The 18,459-nt window shown below is 69.0% G+C and carries 15 protein-coding genes; 5 read left to right on the top strand and 10 right to left on the bottom strand.

Going from position 1 to position 18,459, the window contains the following annotated elements:
* Window positions 1-23: 23 nt before the first annotated feature.
* The 3 genes from EJK15_RS32815 to EJK15_RS32805 all read right to left on the bottom strand — a co-directional run bounded on the left by EJK15_RS32815 (window position 24) and on the right by EJK15_RS32805 (window position 3,397).
* Window positions 24-989 carry a carbohydrate ABC transporter permease gene (locus EJK15_RS32815; RefSeq protein ID WP_138714362.1) on the bottom strand — a complete coding sequence of 322 codons (966 nt, stop codon included), beginning with the start codon at window positions 987-989 and terminating at the stop codon, window positions 24-26.
* Window positions 990-1,021: 32 nt separating this feature from the next.
* Window positions 1,022-2,293 carry a sugar ABC transporter substrate-binding protein gene (locus EJK15_RS32810; RefSeq protein WP_206061234.1) on the bottom strand — a complete coding sequence of 424 codons (1,272 nt, stop codon included), beginning with the start codon at window positions 2,291-2,293 and terminating at the stop codon, window positions 1,022-1,024.
* A gap of 72 nt (window positions 2,294-2,365) precedes the next feature.
* Window positions 2,366-3,397 carry a LacI family DNA-binding transcriptional regulator gene (locus EJK15_RS32805; RefSeq protein WP_138714361.1) on the bottom strand — a complete coding sequence of 344 codons (1,032 nt, stop codon included), beginning with the start codon at window positions 3,395-3,397 and terminating at the stop codon, window positions 2,366-2,368.
* Between the two features lie 438 nt (window positions 3,398-3,835).
* Here EJK15_RS32805 and EJK15_RS32800 point away from each other — a divergent pair, with 438 nt between their 5' ends.
* Complete coding sequence (locus tag EJK15_RS32800; RefSeq protein ID WP_206061233.1) at window positions 3,836-7,489, top strand: LamG-like jellyroll fold domain-containing protein; 3,654 nt, start codon at window positions 3,836-3,838, stop codon at window positions 7,487-7,489.
* 114 nt (window positions 7,490-7,603) lie between these two features.
* On the opposite strand, the gene EJK15_RS32795 is transcribed toward EJK15_RS32800, so the two are convergent.
* On the bottom strand, window positions 7,604-9,874 hold the full coding sequence (locus tag EJK15_RS32795) for an ATP-binding cassette domain-containing protein (protein ID WP_138714360.1): 2,271 nt from the start codon (window positions 9,872-9,874) through the stop codon (window positions 7,604-7,606).
* 62 nt (window positions 9,875-9,936) lie between these two features.
* On the opposite strand from EJK15_RS32795, the gene EJK15_RS32790 reads away from it, so the two are divergent.
* On the top strand, window positions 9,937-10,887 hold the full coding sequence (locus tag EJK15_RS32790) for a helix-turn-helix transcriptional regulator (protein WP_138714359.1): 951 nt from the start codon (window positions 9,937-9,939) through the stop codon (window positions 10,885-10,887).
* A gap of 88 nt (window positions 10,888-10,975) precedes the next feature.
* Here EJK15_RS32790 and EJK15_RS32785 read toward each other — a convergent pair whose 3' ends face one another.
* The 5 genes from EJK15_RS32785 to EJK15_RS32765 all read right to left on the bottom strand — a co-directional run bounded on the left by EJK15_RS32785 (window position 10,976) and on the right by EJK15_RS32765 (window position 16,109).
* Window positions 10,976-11,854, bottom strand: coding sequence for a bile acid:sodium symporter family protein (locus tag EJK15_RS32785; protein ID WP_138714358.1), 879 nt, complete (start codon window positions 11,852-11,854; stop codon window positions 10,976-10,978).
* A gap of 155 nt (window positions 11,855-12,009) precedes the next feature.
* Complete coding sequence (gene rraA / locus EJK15_RS32780; protein ID WP_138714357.1) at window positions 12,010-12,480, bottom strand: ribonuclease E activity regulator RraA; 471 nt, start codon at window positions 12,478-12,480, stop codon at window positions 12,010-12,012.
* A gap of 91 nt (window positions 12,481-12,571) precedes the next feature.
* Window positions 12,572-13,408 (bottom strand): hypothetical protein, encoded by an 837-nt coding sequence (locus tag EJK15_RS32775; protein WP_138714356.1) that lies wholly within the window; start codon window positions 13,406-13,408, stop codon window positions 12,572-12,574.
* 76 nt (window positions 13,409-13,484) lie between these two features.
* A complete protein-coding gene (locus EJK15_RS32770) occupies window positions 13,485-14,711 on the bottom strand; it encodes an RNA-guided endonuclease InsQ/TnpB family protein (RefSeq protein ID WP_138714355.1) in 1,227 nt (408 codons plus the stop codon).
* A gap of 192 nt (window positions 14,712-14,903) precedes the next feature.
* The gene (locus tag EJK15_RS32765; protein ID WP_138714354.1) at window positions 14,904-16,109 is read right to left on the bottom strand and encodes an MFS transporter; all 1,206 of its coding nucleotides are present in this window, start codon (window positions 16,107-16,109) and stop codon (window positions 14,904-14,906) included.
* A gap of 445 nt (window positions 16,110-16,554) precedes the next feature.
* Between EJK15_RS32765 and EJK15_RS32760 the strand changes: the two genes are divergently transcribed.
* The 3 genes from EJK15_RS32760 to EJK15_RS32750 are packed head-to-tail and all read left to right on the top strand — an operon-like array spanning window position 16,555 to window position 18,120.
* Window positions 16,555-17,388 carry an enoyl-CoA hydratase/isomerase family protein gene (locus tag EJK15_RS32760; RefSeq protein ID WP_138714353.1) on the top strand — a complete coding sequence of 278 codons (834 nt, stop codon included), beginning with the start codon at window positions 16,555-16,557 and terminating at the stop codon, window positions 17,386-17,388.
* Between the two features lie 56 nt (window positions 17,389-17,444).
* Window positions 17,445-17,801, top strand: coding sequence for a hypothetical protein (locus tag EJK15_RS32755; RefSeq protein WP_206061232.1), 357 nt, complete (start codon window positions 17,445-17,447; stop codon window positions 17,799-17,801).
* Window positions 17,740-18,120, top strand: coding sequence for an SDR family NAD(P)-dependent oxidoreductase (locus EJK15_RS32750; RefSeq protein ID WP_240777370.1), 381 nt, complete (start codon window positions 17,740-17,742; stop codon window positions 18,118-18,120). The genes EJK15_RS32755 and EJK15_RS32750 overlap by 62 nt, the downstream gene beginning before the upstream one ends.
* 70 nt (window positions 18,121-18,190) lie before the next feature.
* On the opposite strand, the gene EJK15_RS32745 is transcribed toward EJK15_RS32750, so the two are convergent.
* Window positions 18,191-18,459 (bottom strand): helix-turn-helix domain-containing protein (locus tag EJK15_RS32745; protein WP_138714352.1); only part of this gene is annotated, 269 nt, incomplete at its 5' end.

The following is an 18,459-nucleotide window of genomic DNA, read 5'->3' as shown; positions in this document are numbered from 1 at the left end:
TCCTCCTTGCGCTGCATGCTCGGTCATGCGCGTTCCTCCTTGCGCTGCAGGTGCACGTGTGCCAGCCCGGCGGCGAACGCGATGAGGATGAGCAGGTTGCCGACGGCCGCCGCGGGGGAGAAGTCGGGCTGGCCGGTGCCGAACGCCTCGCGGTACGACCAGATGGCCAGCGTCGTCGACGCGTCCGCCGGTCCTCCTCTGGTCATGATCCAGATGATGTCGACGACCTTGAGCGTGTAGATCAGGCCGAGCAGCAGCGTGATCGCCGACACCGGTCGCAGCAGGGGGAAGGTAATGCGCCAGAACCGCTGCCACCCGTTCGCCCCGTCCAGACCGGCGGCCTCGTACAGGTCGCCCGGGATGTTCTGCAGCCCGGCGTAGAGGATCACCAGGTTGAACGGGATCCCGAGCCAGATGTTGGCGACGGTGACGGACAGCAGCGAGGTGTCCGGGGACGTGAGCCAGTTGATCTGGCCCACCCCGAACGCCTGGAGGACCGAGTTGACGATGCCGTTCTCGCTGTTGAGCATCCACGACCAGGTCGAGGCGGAGACGATCAGCGGCAGCAGCCACGGCACCAGGAACATCGCGCGCAGCACCACGGAGAGGCGGAAGTTACGGTGGAAGAAGACCGCGAGCGCCAGGCCGAGCGCGTACTGGGCGGCGATGGACCCCAGGGTGAACAGGGCCGTGTTGCGCAGGGCCTGGAGGAAGGTGTCGTCGGAGAGGACGTCCAGGTAGTTCTTCAGGCCGGTGAACTCCGGGTCGCCCCGCACGAAGGCGCGCGGCGTGTAGTCGTGCACGCTGAGCTCGATGTTGCGATACAGCGGGTAGGCGTAGAAGACCAGCAGGTAGACGACCAGGGGCGCGAGAAACGCCAAGGCCGTCCACTGCGGCGAGCGGCGGCGGCGCCGGTGGCCGGGGGCGGGGTTCACCTCCGCCCCCGGTCTGCCGGCGGTCGCGATCGCATCGGTACGGGAGGATGTCATCGGTTGTAGTCCTCGTTGCCTTGCGGCACGGCTCAGTCGCCGATCGCCTGCTTGGCCTGGGCCTGTGCTTCCTTGAGCGCGTCAGCCGGGGCGGCCGTGCCGCTCAGCGCCTTCTGCACCGCGGTCCACAGGGCCTCGGAGATCTTCGGGTAGTCGGTGCCGAGGTTGTCGCTCGTGCGGCCCTTGGCCGACCGCACGGCTTCGGCCCACGGCTTCAGGCTGGGCTCCTTCGCCAGGATCTGCTGCTGTCCCTCGGCGGTGGAAGGGATGTAGTACGCGAAGGTCGTACCGGTCTCCACCAGGCCCTCTGGCGTCGTCATGCATTCGAGGATCTTCTTGGTGGCGGCGTAGCGCTGGGTGTCCTTCTGCACCGGGACGGTGATGAACTCGCCGCCCGTGGGCGTGGGCGCGGTGCCGCCGTCCTTGCCGGGGATCTGGACGATGCCGGTGGGGAAACCCGCCTTCGCGGCGCTGTTGATCTGCCAGGTGCCGTTCTCGGCGAACGCGAACTCGCCCGTCAGGAACTCCTCCCAGGTGGTGTTCTGGGAGTTGCTGATGACCGAGTTGGGGGCGGTGCCGTCCTTGACCCACGATTGCCACAGGTCGAGCGCCTCGACGGCCTGGGGCGAGTCGAGCTGGGTGAGCTGCGCGCCGGCGCCCCAGAACCACGGCAGGAACTGGAACGAGCCCTCCTCCGTGCCGATGGCCGAGAACGTGATCGGCTTCTTGCCCGCGTCCTTGACCTTCTTCAGCGCCGTGTTGAGCGAGGCCCAGTCCTTGATCGACTTCGGGTCGACGCCGGCGTCGTCGAGGATCTTCTTGTTGTAGTACAGCGCCAGGGTGTTCGCGCCGATGGGGATGCCGTAGGTCTTGCCGTCCAGCTCCCCGGCGGCGATGAGGTTCTTGTCGAATCTCGCCGGGTCGAGGCCGAACTCGTCCATCGAGGCGAGCATCCCCGCGTCCGCGAGGGTCGAGACGGCGGGGTTGTCGAGCAGGATGACGTCGGGCGCGTTGCCCTCCTGGCCCGCGAGCAGCGCCTGGTTGGTCAGCGCCGTCGTGTCGTAGGCGGTGCGCTCGATGGTGACGCCGGCCTGCTGACCGCAGGTGTTCACCCGCTTGGCCCAGGCGGAGGAGGCGTCGTGCTGCGGGTACGGGTCCCACCACGCGTAGGCGCCGCCGGCGGAGGCAGTGGCGGTGGCGCCGCTGTCGCTGACGGGGGCGGAGGCGCAGGCGGCCAGGGTGGACAGTCCGAGGACGGCGGTTCCGAAGACCGCTGCCCTGGTGGACATCGACGTGCGGTGCATTGGAGTTCCTCCAATGTTAGCGCTCACATTGGTTTGTGAGGCAGAACGGTAGTGGGGGCCGGTGCCCGCGTCTTAACGGGCGTGAGGGGGTCTGGGGGGTGCGGTGCTTTCCCGGGACACCAGCTCGGGGGAGATGAAGCGCACGACGAAGGGCTCGGCCCGGGCCGCCGCCGATTCCACGCGGCGGACGAGCTGACGTACCGCCATGCCGCCGAGGCGGTCGGGTGCGCTCTCGATGAACGAATAGGGCAGGGAGAAGGCCGCGGCGAACTCGGCGGAGTAGCGTCCGATGACCGACAGGTCCTCGGGCACCCGTAACCCACGCGCGTAGCTGACGGAGGGCAGCGCCGCGGCGGCAGCCTCGTTGTTGATCAGCAGGCCGGTCGCCGCGGGATGCGCGTCCAGCAGGGCGTTGAGCAGGCGTCCCACGGCAGGCTGCCGGGACTCGCCGTACACCGCGTGCAGGGTGACGCCGAGCTGCCGGGCGCGTTCGAGCGCGGCGTCGCGCAGGCGCCACACGTACGCGCCGCCCCGCTCCACCACGTGTTCCGGCTGCGAGATCAGGATGAGCTCGCGGTGACCGAGCCGGTGGAGGTGGTCCACCATGACCCGGCCCGCCTCCTCGAAGTCGAGGTCGAACACGTCGAGCCCCGTGCAGTCGCCCGGCAGGCCGACCAGGGCGCCCGGCTGCGGCGCCGCGCGCAGGATGGGCAGCCTCGAGTCGGCCTCCGCGATGTTCATCAGGACGACGCCGTCCACCATCCGCGAATCGGTGATCCGCCGCAGCGCCCGGGTGCCGTCCGCCTCGGTCACCAGCAGCGTGTCGTAGCCCAGGTCGCGGGCGGTGTCGGTGACGCCCAGGATGTACTGCATCATCGCGGGCGCGAACTCGTCTTCGTGGAACTGGGCGAGCAGACCGAGGACCTTGGTCTGGGAGGTGGCCAGCGCCCTGGCGCCCGCGTTCGGCGTGTAGGCGAGCGCCTCGGCCGCCGCCAGCACGCGCCGGCGGACCTCCTCCGAGATGGGCCGCTTGCCCGACAGCGCGTACGACGCCGTGCTGCGACTCACCCCGGCCTCCCGGGCCACGTCTCCGATCGTTGCCACTCTCACCTCCTGTAATCGAACCGGTTCGACAGTTACGTTGCGGACTCCCTCACATCGATGGCCGGATCGCCGGGCGAGTGACGCCGCATCCTGGGGATTCACAGGCCTGACCCACGCTGCGACTCGGCACGGTCGTGGGCGAGGTCTGCCTGTGATCACCGAAGTCAGCGAACCGGTTCAACGATGTTGCTCGACTGTTGCTCAGCGGGCGGCACAGGTCAAGGGCATAGGTTGCGGCCGATATCGAATCGTGACACGCAGGAAACGTCACGAAGCGATGCATTGACGGGCGAGGCGCGGCTACGTAACCTACGCGAAACCCTCGTTGCGTTGCGACTCGACTCCCTGAGATTTGTTAGCGCTCACATTACTGGTGAAGCGGGACCGGCACTCCCTCTTCAGGCACCCCCAGCAACATGATCATTTAGGGATGTCGTGATGACATTGACGAGCATCACCAAGGCCATGCGAGCCGGGCTCCTCCCGGCCGTCCTCACCATCGCGTTAACCACGGGCGTCCCCGCCGCCGCGGCCGCCGAGCCGCCCGCGCCCGCGCTCGCCTACGAGTTCGACGCCGACGACATCACCACCGGCTCCGTCACAGACTCCTCCGGGAACGGCCTGCACGGCACGCTGGTCAACGGCTCCACGGCGGCTCTGGTGGCCGGCGCGGACGGAGGCCAGGCGCTGAGCCTGCCCGGAGGCGCATCGACCTCCGACGGCGCCTACGTACGGCTGCCCCTGGCCGTGCTCCAGGGCAAGACCGACCTGACGGTGTCGGCCCGGGTGAAGTGGGACGGCACCACCGCCCCCTGGCAGTGGATCTACGCGCTGGGCAAGGACACCAGCCGCTACCTGTTCACCACGCCGTACAACGGCGACGGCCGCCTGCGCACGGCGGTCACCTCCTCGTCCGCGGGCGGCGAGGCCCAGGTCACGGGGTCGGCCCCGCTGCCGGCCAACGCCTGGAAGACGCTGACCGTCACCCTCGACACGGCCGCCAAGCGCGTTACCACCTATCTCGACGGCGCCGCGGTCGCCTCCGCCGCCACGAACGTGACCGCCGCGCAGCTGATCGACGCCGCCACGACGTCCGCCGGTTTCATCGGGCGCTCGTTCTACCCGGATCCGCTGTTCGACGGCGCGATCGACGACTTCCGCGTCTACGGCGCCGCGCTGACGGCCGAGCAGGTCGCCGCCCTCGTCGGCGGCCAGGTCCCCACCCCGACGGGCCTGGCCCAGGACACCTTCGCGGTGCGGACGTTCATCGGCACCGCGCCGTCCCTGCCGGCCGCGGTCCGCGCCACCTTCTCCGACGGCTACGACCGCGACCTGCCCATCACCTGGCCGCAGGCGAACCCCGAGGACTACGCCAAGGCCGGGACCTTCACCGTGAAGGGCACGGCCGGCGGCCGGCCCGTCACCGCCAACGTCACGGTGATCCGCGAGGGTCAGCTCGTCATCGACCTCGCCAAGGACACCGGCCCCTTCCACGGCGGCGCGTCCGGCACGCTTTACGGCCTGTATGGGCCCGGGGTCCCGACGAACAACCTGATCGAGGGCATGCGCCTGCGCACGGTCTCGACCAAGGCCCAGGACGGCCCGCAGCACCCGGGCGCCGACGCGCTCGAAGTGGTCAAGCCGCTCGCCGACAGCACCGGCGGCGACGTGTACATCTACATGACCGACATCCACCGCGGCTTCCCGTACCAGTGGCCGGGCAGCACGCCGCAGGAGAAGCTCGACCTGTTCAAGGAGAAGATCGCCAAGCAGGTGGACCAGGTCCTCGAGCTCCGGCAGCTTGACGAGAAATATCAGGACAACATCGTCTTCGTGCCGTTCAATGAGCCCGAGGGCAACATGTTCGGCACCGGCGAGTGGAGCTACAACCGCAAGAGCTGGCTCAACGACCCGACGGACTACTTCAAGGCGTGGGACGAGGTCTATGCGCTCATCAAGGGCAAGATGCCGCAGGCGCGGATCGCCGGCCCCAACACCAGCGTGCTGTACACCCAGGTGAAGGGCTTCCTGCAGCACGCCGTCAAGGCGGACACCGTGCCCGAGGTGATGACCTGGCACGAGCTCAGCCACCCCGAGCAGGTCCGCACCAGCGTCAAGCGCTACCGCGGATGGGAGGCCGAGGTCTTCGCCGGCACCGAGTACGCCGGGAAGAAGCTGCCGATCAACGTCAACGAGTACGCCTTCAACTACCACACCTCGGTGCCCGGGCAGATGATCCAGTGGGTGTCGGCCATCGAGGAATCGAAGGTGGACGCCGACATCGCGTACTGGAACATCGACGGCAACCTGTCCGACTCGGCCGTGCAGGCCAACCGGGGCAACGGCCAGTGGTGGCTGCTCAACGCCTACGGCGGCATGAGCGGGCACACCGTGCAGGTCACGCCGCCGTTCCCGGGGCAGAACTACACCCTGCAGGGTGTCGCGACGCTCGACACGGCCAAGAAGCAGTCCCGGGCGATCTTTGGTGGCGCGAGCAGCGCCGGGCACATCCGCTTCGAGAACGTCCCCGCCGGCGTCTTCGGCGGCACCGTCCACGCCTGGATCCGCGAGATCCCGTGGACGGGGCAGATCGGCGACTCGGCGCAGGCGGAGATCATCGCCGAGCGCGACGTCAAGGTCGAGGACGGCACCGTGGCGTTCGACTTCGGCAGCGGCGACCTGCCGCGGCTGAAGGAGTCGTCGGCGTACGAGATCGTGCTCAGCCCCGAGGGCACCGGCACCGCGACGGCGCCCGCGCCCAAGCTGTGGGAGCAGTCGTACGAGGCAGAGAACGCCAAGTACACCGGCAGCGGCTACAGCCGCAACGGCCCCGAGGGCTCCCCCTCGAACGTGTCGAAGTTCTACACCTCCGGCGGCTACAACGTCGGCGGGCTGCGTACCGGCTCCGACGGCGTGCTCGACTTCACCGTCGAGGTCCCGCAGGACGGCCGCTACGATCTCGGCGTCTTCGCCAACTCGCTCAACACCTTCGACCGGGTGCGCGAGCAGGGTCCCACCAACGTTTTCGTCCGCGTGGACGGCGGCGCCGAGCAGGAGCTGTTCCTGCCGCTCGGCTACAAGTGGGTGGTGTGGGACCACGCCGACACCACCGTGGAGCTCACGGCGGGCAAGCACGTGATCTCCCTGGCCGCGCGGAGCCTCGACGGCGCCAGGGTCACCAAGGGCGACGCGATCGTGGACCGGATCCGGCTGTCGCTGGCCAACCCGGCGGCGGCGACCTCCATCTACGAGGCCGAGCTGGCCGACCTGAGCGGGGCCGGCGCGTCGTACGACGTCAAGGGCGCCGGCATCGGCGGCTCGGGTGTCGTGGCGGCCGACCGCGGGAAGTCGGTGACCTTCTGGGTCTACGCCGCCAGGGACGCCGCGGCCACCCTCGACCTCAAGCTGCTCGGCTCCGGCCAGGCGAAGATCTCCGTCAACGGCATCGAGGTGATGGAGGACGCCCGGCGCGACGGCTCCACCAGGACGGTGTCGCTGTCCGGCGGGATCAACAAGGTCACGGTCACCGGCACGTCCGGCACGGCGCTCATCGACCGGCTGGAGGTCCGCCCGGCCGCCGACGCGCCGCAGGGCACCGCCTACGAGGCGGAGGCCGCCCGGCTCGCCGGCACGGCCAAGGCGTCGTCGCTCTCCCTGGCCAGCGGAAAGTCCGCGGTCACCGGGGTCGGCGGCACGCCGGGGAACGCCAACACGCTCACCTTCAATGTCCAGGCAGACGAAGGCGGCACGTACGCCATGCGCGTCCGCTACTCCAACCCGGAGCAGTCGCCCGCCACGCACTACAACCCGGACCCGCTCGCCAGGCACGCCGACATCTCGGTGAACGGTGCCGCCGCGCAGCGCGTCCTGTTCCCCCACACCTTCCACGAGAACAACTTCTGGGAGGTCACCGTCCCGGTGAAGCTGACGAAGGGAGAGAACACGGTGACGTTCTCCGCCGAGGAGCTGCCGAACTTCGACGGCAGGACCTACGCCTCGGAGACCTTCCCGGGAGTGCTGCTTCGCTCGCAGTACGCCCCGGTGATCGACAAGATCACGCTCGCCCCCTTCAGCGAAAGGCCCAAGGGCTGAACCACCGGTCCTCCGCCCGCGCGCCGGTAACTCCGGGACGCGGGCGGAGAGGCCTGCGAGCCGGTTCTCTCCGTCCGCTCCGGCGTGCAGAAGCCGAGCCGGACGCGGCGGCGCTCAGCTGGGGCGGCAGCTTGAAAGCGGCGCCGTTGTGCTTACCCCCGCCTGTAGGGCGTCGGCGGTGACAGTGCCGCTCATCCGGGCGACCGGCCCTTGGTAGAGGATCTGGCCGCCGTGCTTGCCGGGGCCGGGGCCGAGGTCGATGATCCAGTCTGCGTGCCGGATGACGTCGACGTTGTGCTCGATGACGACGACGGTGTGACCTTGGTCGACGAGCTGGTCGAGGATCTGGAGCAGGGTGGCGATGTCGCGCGGATGCAGACCTGTGGTGGGTTCATCGAGGACGTAGAGGGTCGGCTCCAGGGTGTCGCGCAGCTCCTTGGCGATCTTGACTCGCTGGCATTCACCACCGGACAGCGTCGTCAACGGCTGGCCGAGGCGCAGATAGCCGAGTCCGACCTGGTCGAGGTGTTGCAGCGCCTTGCGGATCGTGCGGTCGGGCATCTGCTGGATGGCGTTGGTGATCGTCAGGTCGTCGACGTCAGCGATGGACAGACCGTTGACTCGGTGGCGGAGCACGTCGCTGGTGAACCGTCGGCCCTGGCACGTCTCGCACACGGTCTCCTGGCCGTCCATGAACGCTAGGTCTGTGTAGATGACGCCCGAACCATTGCAGTCGGGGCAGGCGCCTTCGGAATTGGCACTGAAAAAGCCGGCGGGCATGCCGCTGTGCTTGGCGAACAGCTTGCGGATCGGGGTGGCGATGCCCGTGTAGGTGATGGGGGTGGAGCGACGGTTGGTGCTGACCCGCTTCTGGTCGATCACGACCGCGCCCTGCTGGGTGACCAGCTCGGTCGCGAGGCTGGACTTGCCTGACCCCGCGACGCCGGTGAGGACCGTCAGGACCTCGGTGGGGATGGTGACGGTCACGTTCTTGAGGTTGTTGCGGGTGGCGCCGGCCACCGTGATCGCACCGGTGGCTGCTCGCGGGTCAGCGGTGATCGGCGTCTGCGTGGCGAGGGCTGTGGAGGTCGCGGTGCGGGCTGTCCGGAGCTCGTCGAAGGTGCCTTGGAAGACCAGTTCTCCGCCGTCTGCGCCGGCGTCGGGTCCGATCTCGACTATTTGGTCGGCGATGGCCATGACTGCGAGGTCGTGCTCGACGACCAGGACGGTGTTGCCCTGGTCGCGGAGCTGCCGCAGCAGGGTGATCATCGACTTGATGTCGTGCGGGTGGAGGCCCACGGTGGGTTCGTCGAAGACGTAGAGCATCTCGATGAGGCTGCTGCCGAGGTGCTTGACGGTCTTGATGCGCTGCGACTCCCCGCCGGACAGGCTGGTGGTGGCGCGGCCGAGGTGGAGGTAACCAAGCCCCATCGTGACCATGGCTCCGAGCCGGTCCCTGAGGGCGGCCGCGACAGGCGCGACAGCCGGGTCGGCTACCCGCTCCACGAGGTCGGCGAGCTCGGTGATCTCCATGCGGGCCATGTCCCCGATGGTGTATCCGAGGACGGTGGCGGTGCGGCCGGCCTCATTGAGCCGGTCGCCGCGGCAGTCATGGCAGATCTCTGAGCGGGTGAACCGGGCGATCGTCTCTTGCTTGCGATCGGAGAGGTCGTCGGAGGTGTGCAGGTAGATCCGTTCGAAGCGCTCCACGATGCCTTCGTAATCCGCAGGAGGCCTGGTGCCCAGGCATGCAGCGTGCTCGCCGCCGTAGAGCAAGGCTTCGCGTTCCCCCTCGGTCCAGTCCCGGAGCGGGGTGTCCGCATCGAAGCTGCCGATGTCGGCATATCGGGAGTACCAGTAGCCGCCGTTGCCGAACCCGGGAAGCAGGATTGCCCCCTGGGCCAGCGACTTGTCCAGGTCCAGGAACCGGTCGACGGCGCTCATTACGACCTCGCCCAGCCCGGCGCAGGTGGGGCACATGCCGGCCGGGTCATTGAACGAGAAGCGGTTCGACTCGCCCACATGCGGTGAGCTGATGCGAGAGAACAGCAGCCGCAGATAGGTCCAGGTGTCGGTGATGGTGCCGACTGTGGACCGGGCGTTCCCGCCGATTCTGCGCTGGTCGATCACCACCACCGGCGACAGTCCCTTGATCTCGTCCGCCTCGGGGCGCGTCCACTTCGGCAGTCGATTACGGGCGAATGGCGGGAAGGTCTCGTTCAGTTGGTGCCCGGCCTCTGCCGCGATCGTGTCGAACACGAGCGATGACTTCCCCGACCCTGACACGCCCGCGAACACGACCAACCGGCCGCGAGGGATGTCCACGTCGACGGACTTCAGGTTGTTGGTCCGGGCACCCCGGATGCGGATCGTTCGCCTCTGCATGTCGGTGAGGCTATGAAGAGATGTGGACAGAAAGTGGCCGCGACATTGGCGAGACTGGATGCATGGCGGACGTCACCCAACGCATCCTCGCTCTGCTCGCCACTCTTCAGTCCGGACGGGCGTTCAGCGGCGACGAGCTCGCCGCACGGCTCGACGTCAGTCCCCGGACCCTGCGCCGCGACATCGATCGCCTCCGCGGCTACGGCTACCCGGTCCAGACTCAGCCCGGCCCCGGCGGCCACTACCGGCTTACCGCGGGCAACGCCCTGCCACCGCTTGTGCTCGACGACGACGAGGCGATCGCGACTCTCCTCGGGCTGGCCACCCTCGCCGCCACGGGCAGCGCCACCGAGGGCAGCGTGGACGAGGCTGCGACCCGCGCCTACGGCAAGGTCGACCAGTACCTGCCGAAACGCCTCCGGCACCGCGCCACCCAGCTCCGCGCGAGCCTGGAAACCAGCACGTCGCTCGGCCCGAGCACCAGCACCGACGACCTCTCGACCCTGGCCGACTCCATAGAGCGCCGCCTGATCGTCACCTTCGACTACAGCGGCAAGGACGGCCCATCCTCCTCCCGCCGCGTCGAACCCCACCGCCAGATCCACCACCACCAGCGGTGGTACCTCCTCGCCTGGGACACCCGCAAAGACGAGTGGCGCCTCTTCCGCATAGACCGCATCACCCGTCTCCAGACGTCGACCAGCACCTACACGCCGAGGCCGTTGCCCGCCGACACCGCCGTGGACTATCTCCGGCAAGGACTCAACAAGCACCGCAACCGCGTCGTTCTCACCGTGGAGGCGCCCCTCCTGGCAGTCGCCGACGCCCTCAAGCATCAAGAGGCCGAACTCGCGGCACTGGACGACCGCCGGACCAAGGTCGTCCTGATGGACACCTGGGAATGGCTACTCCTGAGCCTCGCCTTCCTGAACGCCGACTTCACCATCCATGAACCGTGCGACTTCCGAACTGCCTGCCGGGCCTTCGGCGCGCGCCTCCTCGATTGCGAGTGACAACCCATCTCGTGCATCTCGATGATCTGAACCGGAGAGCGGCGGACACGGGCCCCCGCCGCTGTGACCTCTCCGGCCGCCCACCCGATCAGGCGGTGGTCGCCTCGGGGGCCGGCTCCGCCGTGCGGGATTTGACCAGGAACCCGGCCGCGGCCGCGGTGAAGAACATCACGATGCCGTACGTCGCCGCGGGGATCGCCATCTGGGCGCTGTTGAGCAGCGCCGGGCTGAGCGCGACCGCGATCGCGAGGGTCGCGTTGTGGATGCCGATCTCCATGCACGAGGCGACGGCCTGGTGGCGGCCCACTCCCGCCAGGCGGGGAGCCCAGTAGCCGATGGCCAGGCTGATCACGCTGAACAGGGCCGTGATCAGGCCCACGGAGCTGATGTAGCCGCCGAGGTTGTCCAGCTCCTGCAGCAGCGCCCCGAGGATGACCAGGAGCAGGATGACCGCGGAGGCGATCTTCACGGGCGTGGTCATGCGCTCGGCGAAGCGCGGGGCGAACGCGCGTACCAGCATGCCGACCGCCACGGGGACCAGCACGATCGCGACCACCTGCAGCGTCTTGTCGAACTGCAGGCCCAGCGTGCCCGCGTTGCCGAAGTAGCCCAGCGACAGGTTGACGACCAGGGGCAGCGTGAAGACGGCCAGCACCGAGTTGATCGCGGTGAGCGTCACGTTCAGCGCGACGTCACCGCCGAACAGGTGGCTGTAGAGGTTCGCCGTGGTGCCGCCCGGCGATGCGGCCAGCAGCATCATGCCGACGGCGAGGGCGGGCGGCAGGCCGAAGGCGAGCACGAGGCCGAGGCAGACGGCGGGCAGGATGAGAATCTGGCAGGTCAGCGCCACGACGGTGGCTTTGGGGTAGGCGACCACACGGCGGAAGTCGGCGATCGTCAGGCTCAGGCCGAGCCCGAGCATGATGATCGCCAGGGCGATGGGCAGGAAGACGCTGGCAAGGGCCATGGGGGGTGGGAGTCCTCTCCGGGTCGGAAGGGCCGATGACCCTCGATCACAGGCGGGCGCGTACGGCGCCTTTCTTTGCAGACCACCACGATCTGGGATCGCCGGGCATGGCGGCGGGGACCGGCCCCGACGCCGCTGCGGCGGGGCCGGGCGGCTCAGGCGCGGGTGACGAGGATGCCGTCGTCGTCGCCGAACAACTCGGCGCCGGGGTGGAAGGTGGCGCCGCCGAAGGCGACCGGCACGTCGCGCTCGCCGGTGCCCTCCTTGCCGCTCTTGCGGGGGTTCGAGCCGAGGGCCTTGACGCCCAGGTCCAGCTCGCGTAGAGCGGCGACGTCGCGTACCGCGCCGTTGATGACCACGCCGGACCAGCCGTTGGCGGCGGCCATGCCGGCGATGAGGTCGCCCATGAGGGCGGTGTGCAGCGAGCCGCCGCCGTCCACCACCAGGACGCGCCCGTCTCCCGGCTCCGCGAGGACCGACCTGAGCAGGGCGTTGTCCTCGTGGCAGCGGACGGTCGCGATCGTGCCGGCGAAGGCGCGGCGGCCGCCGTACTGGCGTAGTTGCAGGTCGCAGGAGTCGAACTGGTCGCCGTGCTCGTCGTAGAGGTCTGCGGTGACGATGGTCATGGTGGAGCTTATCCGGGTGCCGGGGAAGGCCGCCATCGGTCACCGCCGGACACGGCCTCCGCATCGGGTGAGGGCCGGTCTTGCCCTGCGCCTACCCCCTGGTGACGGCGTCAGTCCCCGCCGCCTTCGCCAGGCGGGCGATCTGCTCGCGCATGTTCTCGTCCTCCCAGAAGCCGGTGTGGCCGCCCACCCTCGGCAGCGGCTGCCCGTACAGGAACCGGCTGGCCGGCGGGTCGGGCAGCGGCACGTCGACGCGGTCCCGCACCGGGCCCCCGATGAAGTCGGTGCGGTAGTGGAAGTTCCGCCAGCGGCAGACCTTGATGCCGGGGCCGTCCGCGAGCCGCTCGAACAGGGCGTCGTTGAAGTACGCGGGAAAGCCCCACGCGTACAGGGTGCGCAGCGGCGAGCCGAAGGTCACCAGGGTGACCCGGTCGTGGGCGGGGCGCGAGCACGGCTGGGCGAGCGCCGCGACCGCGAGGACCGAGCCCTGGCTGTGCGCGGCCACGAGCGGGACCCCGCCGTTGTCGTGCAGCCACCATAGCCGCCGCTGCAGCTCCGGCACCGCCCGCTCGGCGTAGGACGGCGGCGCGAGGGGGTGGGAGCGGCGCGGCCAGAACGTGGACACGTCCCAGAGCACGCCGATGGTCCGGCGGTGCCGCGCGTCCCGCCAGCCTCGCTGCAGCAGCACGATCAGGGCGGGCGGCAGCGCCATGGCGACGGCGGCGCAGGCGGTGGTGAGCCAGTTGGCGTTCGTGGGCGTGTCGCCGGACAGCCGGATCCGCGACTGGATCCACGCGAACAGCACGACCCCCACCACCATGAACGCGGTGAGCAACAGGTCGAGGTCGCGCGGCACCCGCGCCAGCCGCCGCGCCCTGGCCACGCGCCCCGGCCACCCCTTCACCATGCGCGCCTGCCAGTCCGGCACGTCGTCGTGGTGGACCGTGGAGACCCACCACTCCGATTGACTGCTCCCCCCGCCTGAAGGCGGGGGGATTCCTGGCTCACGCTGCCTGAGCGTCCTGCGGACGCTCAGGTCTTACGCGATCAGCACCAGCCGGGTTCAGACCAGCCCGGACCAGCATCACGCGGGCGGAGTTCTTGTCTCTCGGGGAGACGGCTCCGCACGCGGCGCAGGTGTAGGTACGTTCGGAAAGAGGTAGTGCGTGCTTGGTTCTCGCTCCGCACTGTGCGCAGTCCATGGTGGTGTGCGCGGGGTTGACGAGCCGCAGGGTGCGGCCGTGCTTGCGGGCCATGTCGACCAGGGCGCGCTTGGTCGCACCGATGGCCGCGTCGGCGGCCTTTCGCGCCATGCTGGACTTGGCCAGGAACTTCGGATGGAAGTCCTCTACCGCGACCATGTCATGGTCGCGGACGACCTTCTTGGCCCACTTGCGGCCGGTGTCCTGGCGCTGGCGGGCGATCTTCTTGTACTGCTTGGCGCGCAGCTGCTTCGCCTTGCGGTAGCTCTTCGAGCCCGGCTGTCCTTGGGCGGGTTTGCGGCGGGCCATCATCCGGTCGTAGCGGGCCAGTTTCTTCGCGGCCTGCTTGCCGTACTCGGCGTGCGGCAGGTCATGGTCGTCGCTGGTGGTGGTGGCGATCTCTTTCACGCCCCAGTCGATACCGATCGCCTGCCCGGTGGCGGGCAGCGGCTCGGCCTGGGCGGGGACGACGAACGAGCAATACCAGTGGCCGAGACTGTCCCGGAAAACGCGCACGCTGGACGGGGCAGCGGGCAGGTCGCGGGACCAGACCACGGTCAAGATGATGTTCCCGGCCAGGTGCAGGCGGTCGTCTTTGAGTCGGAAGCCGCGCCGCGTGTAGTTCAGGCTCGGGTCGGCCAAATCCCTCTTTTTGAAGCGGGGCATCCCGGCCCGCTGGCGGACGGGCAGCCGGTCCTTGATGTCCTTGAGTGCCTTCGCGCGAGACCTGGCGAAGTCACGGATGATCTGCTGCTGCGGCACCGACGCCCCCGCCGCGAGCCATGCGTGCTCGCCGCGCCAGCCGGTCAGCATCTTGTCGAGCCGGCTCGGACCGCAGGTCTGCTTGTCTTCTGGGTGGGTCTTGTTGTGCAGGTACGCGGCCTTGGATGTGGCGACGCACTGGTTCCAGATCCAGCGGCAGCGGTCCCACTCGCCCAGCAGGGCGCGGCTTGCCGTGCGCGACACGCGAAGCCGGTAGGTGTACCGGGCGTGCCCGGCATCCTGGCCCGGAATCGCTGAAGCAGTCATGATCGTGCAATCTATCGAGGAGGTACGACAATTTTGAGCGTTCGTTGTGGTCAGACGCCGGATCGCCTGGGCGGCGATTCGGCTGTCCCTGCCATGCTGCGCAGGAGTCCGATTCCTCCCCGGCCTGAAGCTGAAGGCAGTGGCTTCCTCGGAAAGATTCGGTGAAGGAGGTCCTTGGATGATCGAGGGTGTTCAGTGCGCCCGGTGGGGCGGTGGGTCGGTGGGCAGCCGGATGTGGCGGAAGATCCGCCACAGGGCGAGGTCGTAGCCGATCTTCGCGACCCCGGCGAACAGGAACGGCGCGGCCAGGCTGACCGATTGCAGCACGCCTGCCAGCGCCGGTCCCAAGGGCCTGGTGAGGTAGCGGGCGGTATTTGTGATCGCGGCGGCGGCGGTGCGTTCCTCGGGCGGGACCATCGCCATCACGTACGCCTGCCGGGCGGGCACGTCCATCGACGACAGGCAGGCACGCCCGAGCAGGAGGGCGATCGCCAGCGGGAGGGAGGGAGCAAACGGCACTGCGGCCAGCATGACGTTGGCGGGCAGGTGGGTGAAGACCATCGTGGGCAGCAGCCCGATCCGGTTGGCCACCCGCGGCGCGGCCAGCAGCGAGGCGGTCTGGAGGATCCCGGCCACGGCGAAGGTGATCCCGATCGTGTGGGTGGTGGCCCCGAAGCGGGCCGCGAGCCAGTAGCCGACATAGGCCTGGATGACGAACCCGCCGGCGAGGCTGTCGGTGGCGAACAGGCCCGCCAGGCGGGCCACCGGGCCGCGGGGGCGGGCCAGTACGCGCCATTGCGGTAGTCCGGGTGCCGGAGCCGGTGCCGGAGCTTCGACGGTGGCGGGCAGCCGGAGGGCGAGGAGCATTCCGGCGGCGGCTGTGCCGGCCAGGATGCCGCCGAGCAGTCCCCGGTCGGCAGGCAGGCTCCCCAGGAGCGCGCCGAGCGTCCCGGCGACGGCGGCGATCGCGTTGTAGAGGCCGAATCCCCGCACGATCTGCTTCTGGGGGCGGCCGGTGCCGGCCAGCATGACCTGTTCCAGCGTGGTGAACGGCCCGGACTCGATGACCTCGACCGACATCGCTCCGCTGAAGGCGGCCACGGCCAGCAGCCACCAGGGCAGGCCGGTGGCGATGACCAGGCCGCACAGGAGCATGGCGGCGTACAGGCCCGCGTAGGCCCGGCGGCGACCGAGGCGGTCGCCCCACCGAGCCAGGACCAGACTGGTGAGAAAGCTGCCGACCAGAATTGCCGCCAGCACCAGACCGACCTCGGTGGCCGACAACCCATCGCTGCCCATGAGAGCGCCGAACTGGACGGCGGCCACGCCGTACCCGAGACCGCGAAACGCCTGCGACGTCAGCAGCACGCCCACGGTGCGGTCGTGGGCAGCGCTCATGCCGGTTCGCTAGCCGACACGCTGGCCGGCGAGAGGATGTACGGGAAGGTCCATGGTCTCGATCATGTACCTTGTCGCTCATCCTTACCAGCATGTACGGGTCGACCGACAGGTACTCGTTGACGACCAGGATCTGCCCTGGGACCGGGCGCGGGGATCTCCACCTCGCGCAGCGCGAACTCGGCCGGCTGCGGATACCCGCCCCGCCGCACACCCATGAGATCACGATCAAAATTTCATTGTCGGCGACCCTTGCCCTCAGCCGACTCCCACTCCTATTGTAGTATGACCATAAGTCAATGGATGTAGATCCTTGCGATGGCAGCGACTGCCACCGATGACCCTGGCGACGGCCTCGTTTGCCAGGGATCCAGGCGGCCGACCGGCCTTCGGCTCGGCTGCACAGCCCCGCTGATTTGGTCCGGCAACCCTCAAGGAGAGCGTGATGACGCAGTCCAGCACGATCAGCTTCGAACGGCTGACTCCCAAGATCCGGAAGATCACGTTCGCGAATCCTCCCGTGAATCTGATGCTGCCGGAGACCGTCGCCAGGTTGCGCGATCTCGTCGTGGAGATGAGTGAGGACCCGGAGGTCCAGGTAGTCATTTTCACCAGCGGTACACCCGACTACTTCTTCAACCACTTCGACCTTGCCCAAGCGGGCGGTTTCGCCGCGCAGCCGGCCGCGGACTCGGTACCGGCCAACGTCGATCTCGTCCTGCGACTCACGAAGGCACCGTTCATCAGCATCGCCTCCATCCGCGGGCGGACCCGGGGCGGCGGGAACGAACTGGCCCTGGCCTGCGACCTGCGCTACGCCAGCCGCGAGCACGCGGTATTCGGCCATCCCGAGGTGGCCGGCGGCATCCTTCCCGGCGGTGGCGGCACCGAACGCCTCCCTCGGCTGATCGGGCGGGACCGCGCGCTGGAAGCCATCCTCGGCAGCGACGACTACGACGCCGATCTGGCCGAGCGCTACGGCTGGGTCACCCGCGCGATGCCCGACGCCGAACTGGACAGCTTCGTCGACGGCATGGCGGCACGCCTCGCCTCCTTCGACAAGACCGCACTGGCCGCAGCCAAAGCTCAAATCAACAGGGCGACCCTTCCACCGGACGCCGACCTGGAAGCGGCCTACGGGGAATTCCTGAGCTCGCTCACCTGGCCGGGGTTCCAGGCTCGGGTGCCCGGATTCGGCAAGATCACTGCCGAACTGGGCACCGACGAGGTGGAGCGGCACCTGGGCAGGTACCTCGGCCTCGCGAACCAACAGGCATAGTCGCTCTTCCTCGCGACGATCCAAATCCAACCTTGGCAGACGAAAGGGACGTCACCATGGCAGTCAGCCCGCAGGCTCAGCAGTTCGACCAGTTCCTGGGAAGCGTGAGCGCGAGATCATCCGAGCCGGGACTCGACCTGGCCATCGCGCGCGACATCGTGGATTCACTGCAACGTGCGTCCACCGAGCCGGAGGGCGTCACCTACGCCGAGGTGGACGCAGGCGGCGTTCCCGCCATCTGGTGCATCCCAGAGGGCGCCGACACCGACCGGGCGCTGCTGCATTTCCACTTCGGCGGCTCGATCGTGGCCTCGATGTATTCGGACCGCAAGGCAGCATCCCTTTTGTGGGATGTCGCACCGGTGCGGCGAACCATCGCGCCGTCTCACAGGAAGAACTCAAGACATATCTGACATCAAGGGCACTGCTGTGGTCACCGGAGCCTCCACTGGGCTCGGCGCCGTCTACGCGGACCGGCTCGCCCGCCGCGGCTACGACGTGCTCCTCGTCGCGCGCAACAAGGCCCGGCTCGACGCCCTCGCCGCGCAGGTGGCCGCGTCCACCGGCCGTAATGCCGAGGTCCTGCGCCGACCTTGCGGACTCCGCGCAGCTCGCGAGCGTGGAAGAGCGGCTGCGCACCGACGAGTCGATCACGCTGTTGGTCAACAACGCGGGCGGCTCGCTGTTCGGCCCGCTCACTGGCCTTCACCCAGGCGTTGCTGCAGGAGGTAGCCGAGGCGGCCGCCGGCCAGAGGCTGCCGGTGGTCACTGGTCGTGATCGCGGCGGAACCGCCCGGGACCTTCAGCGGAAGGAGCGGCGGTAGGCGCCCGGGGTGGTGCGCAGGGCGGTGTTGAAGCGGCGGCGGAGGTTGACCGCCGAAGAGAGGCCGATGCGGGTGGCGATGGTCTCGACGGGCAGGTCGGTCTCCTCCAGCAGGGCGCGGGTGGCGGCCAGGCGGCGTTCCAGCAGCCAGCGGGCGGGTGGGACGCCGAGTTGGTCGGCGAACTGGCGGGTGAGGGTGCGGGGGGAGACGCCCGAGTAGGCGGCCATGTCCTCGACGGTGATCTGGT

Origin of the sequence: Nonomuraea basaltis, assembly GCF_005893125.1 — a bacterium.
GTDB lineage: Bacteria > Actinomycetota > Actinomycetes > Streptosporangiales > Streptosporangiaceae > Nonomuraea > Nonomuraea basaltis.
The sequence above is the reverse complement of the archived record's forward strand: the minus strand, read 5'-3'. Positions and strand labels throughout refer to the sequence as shown.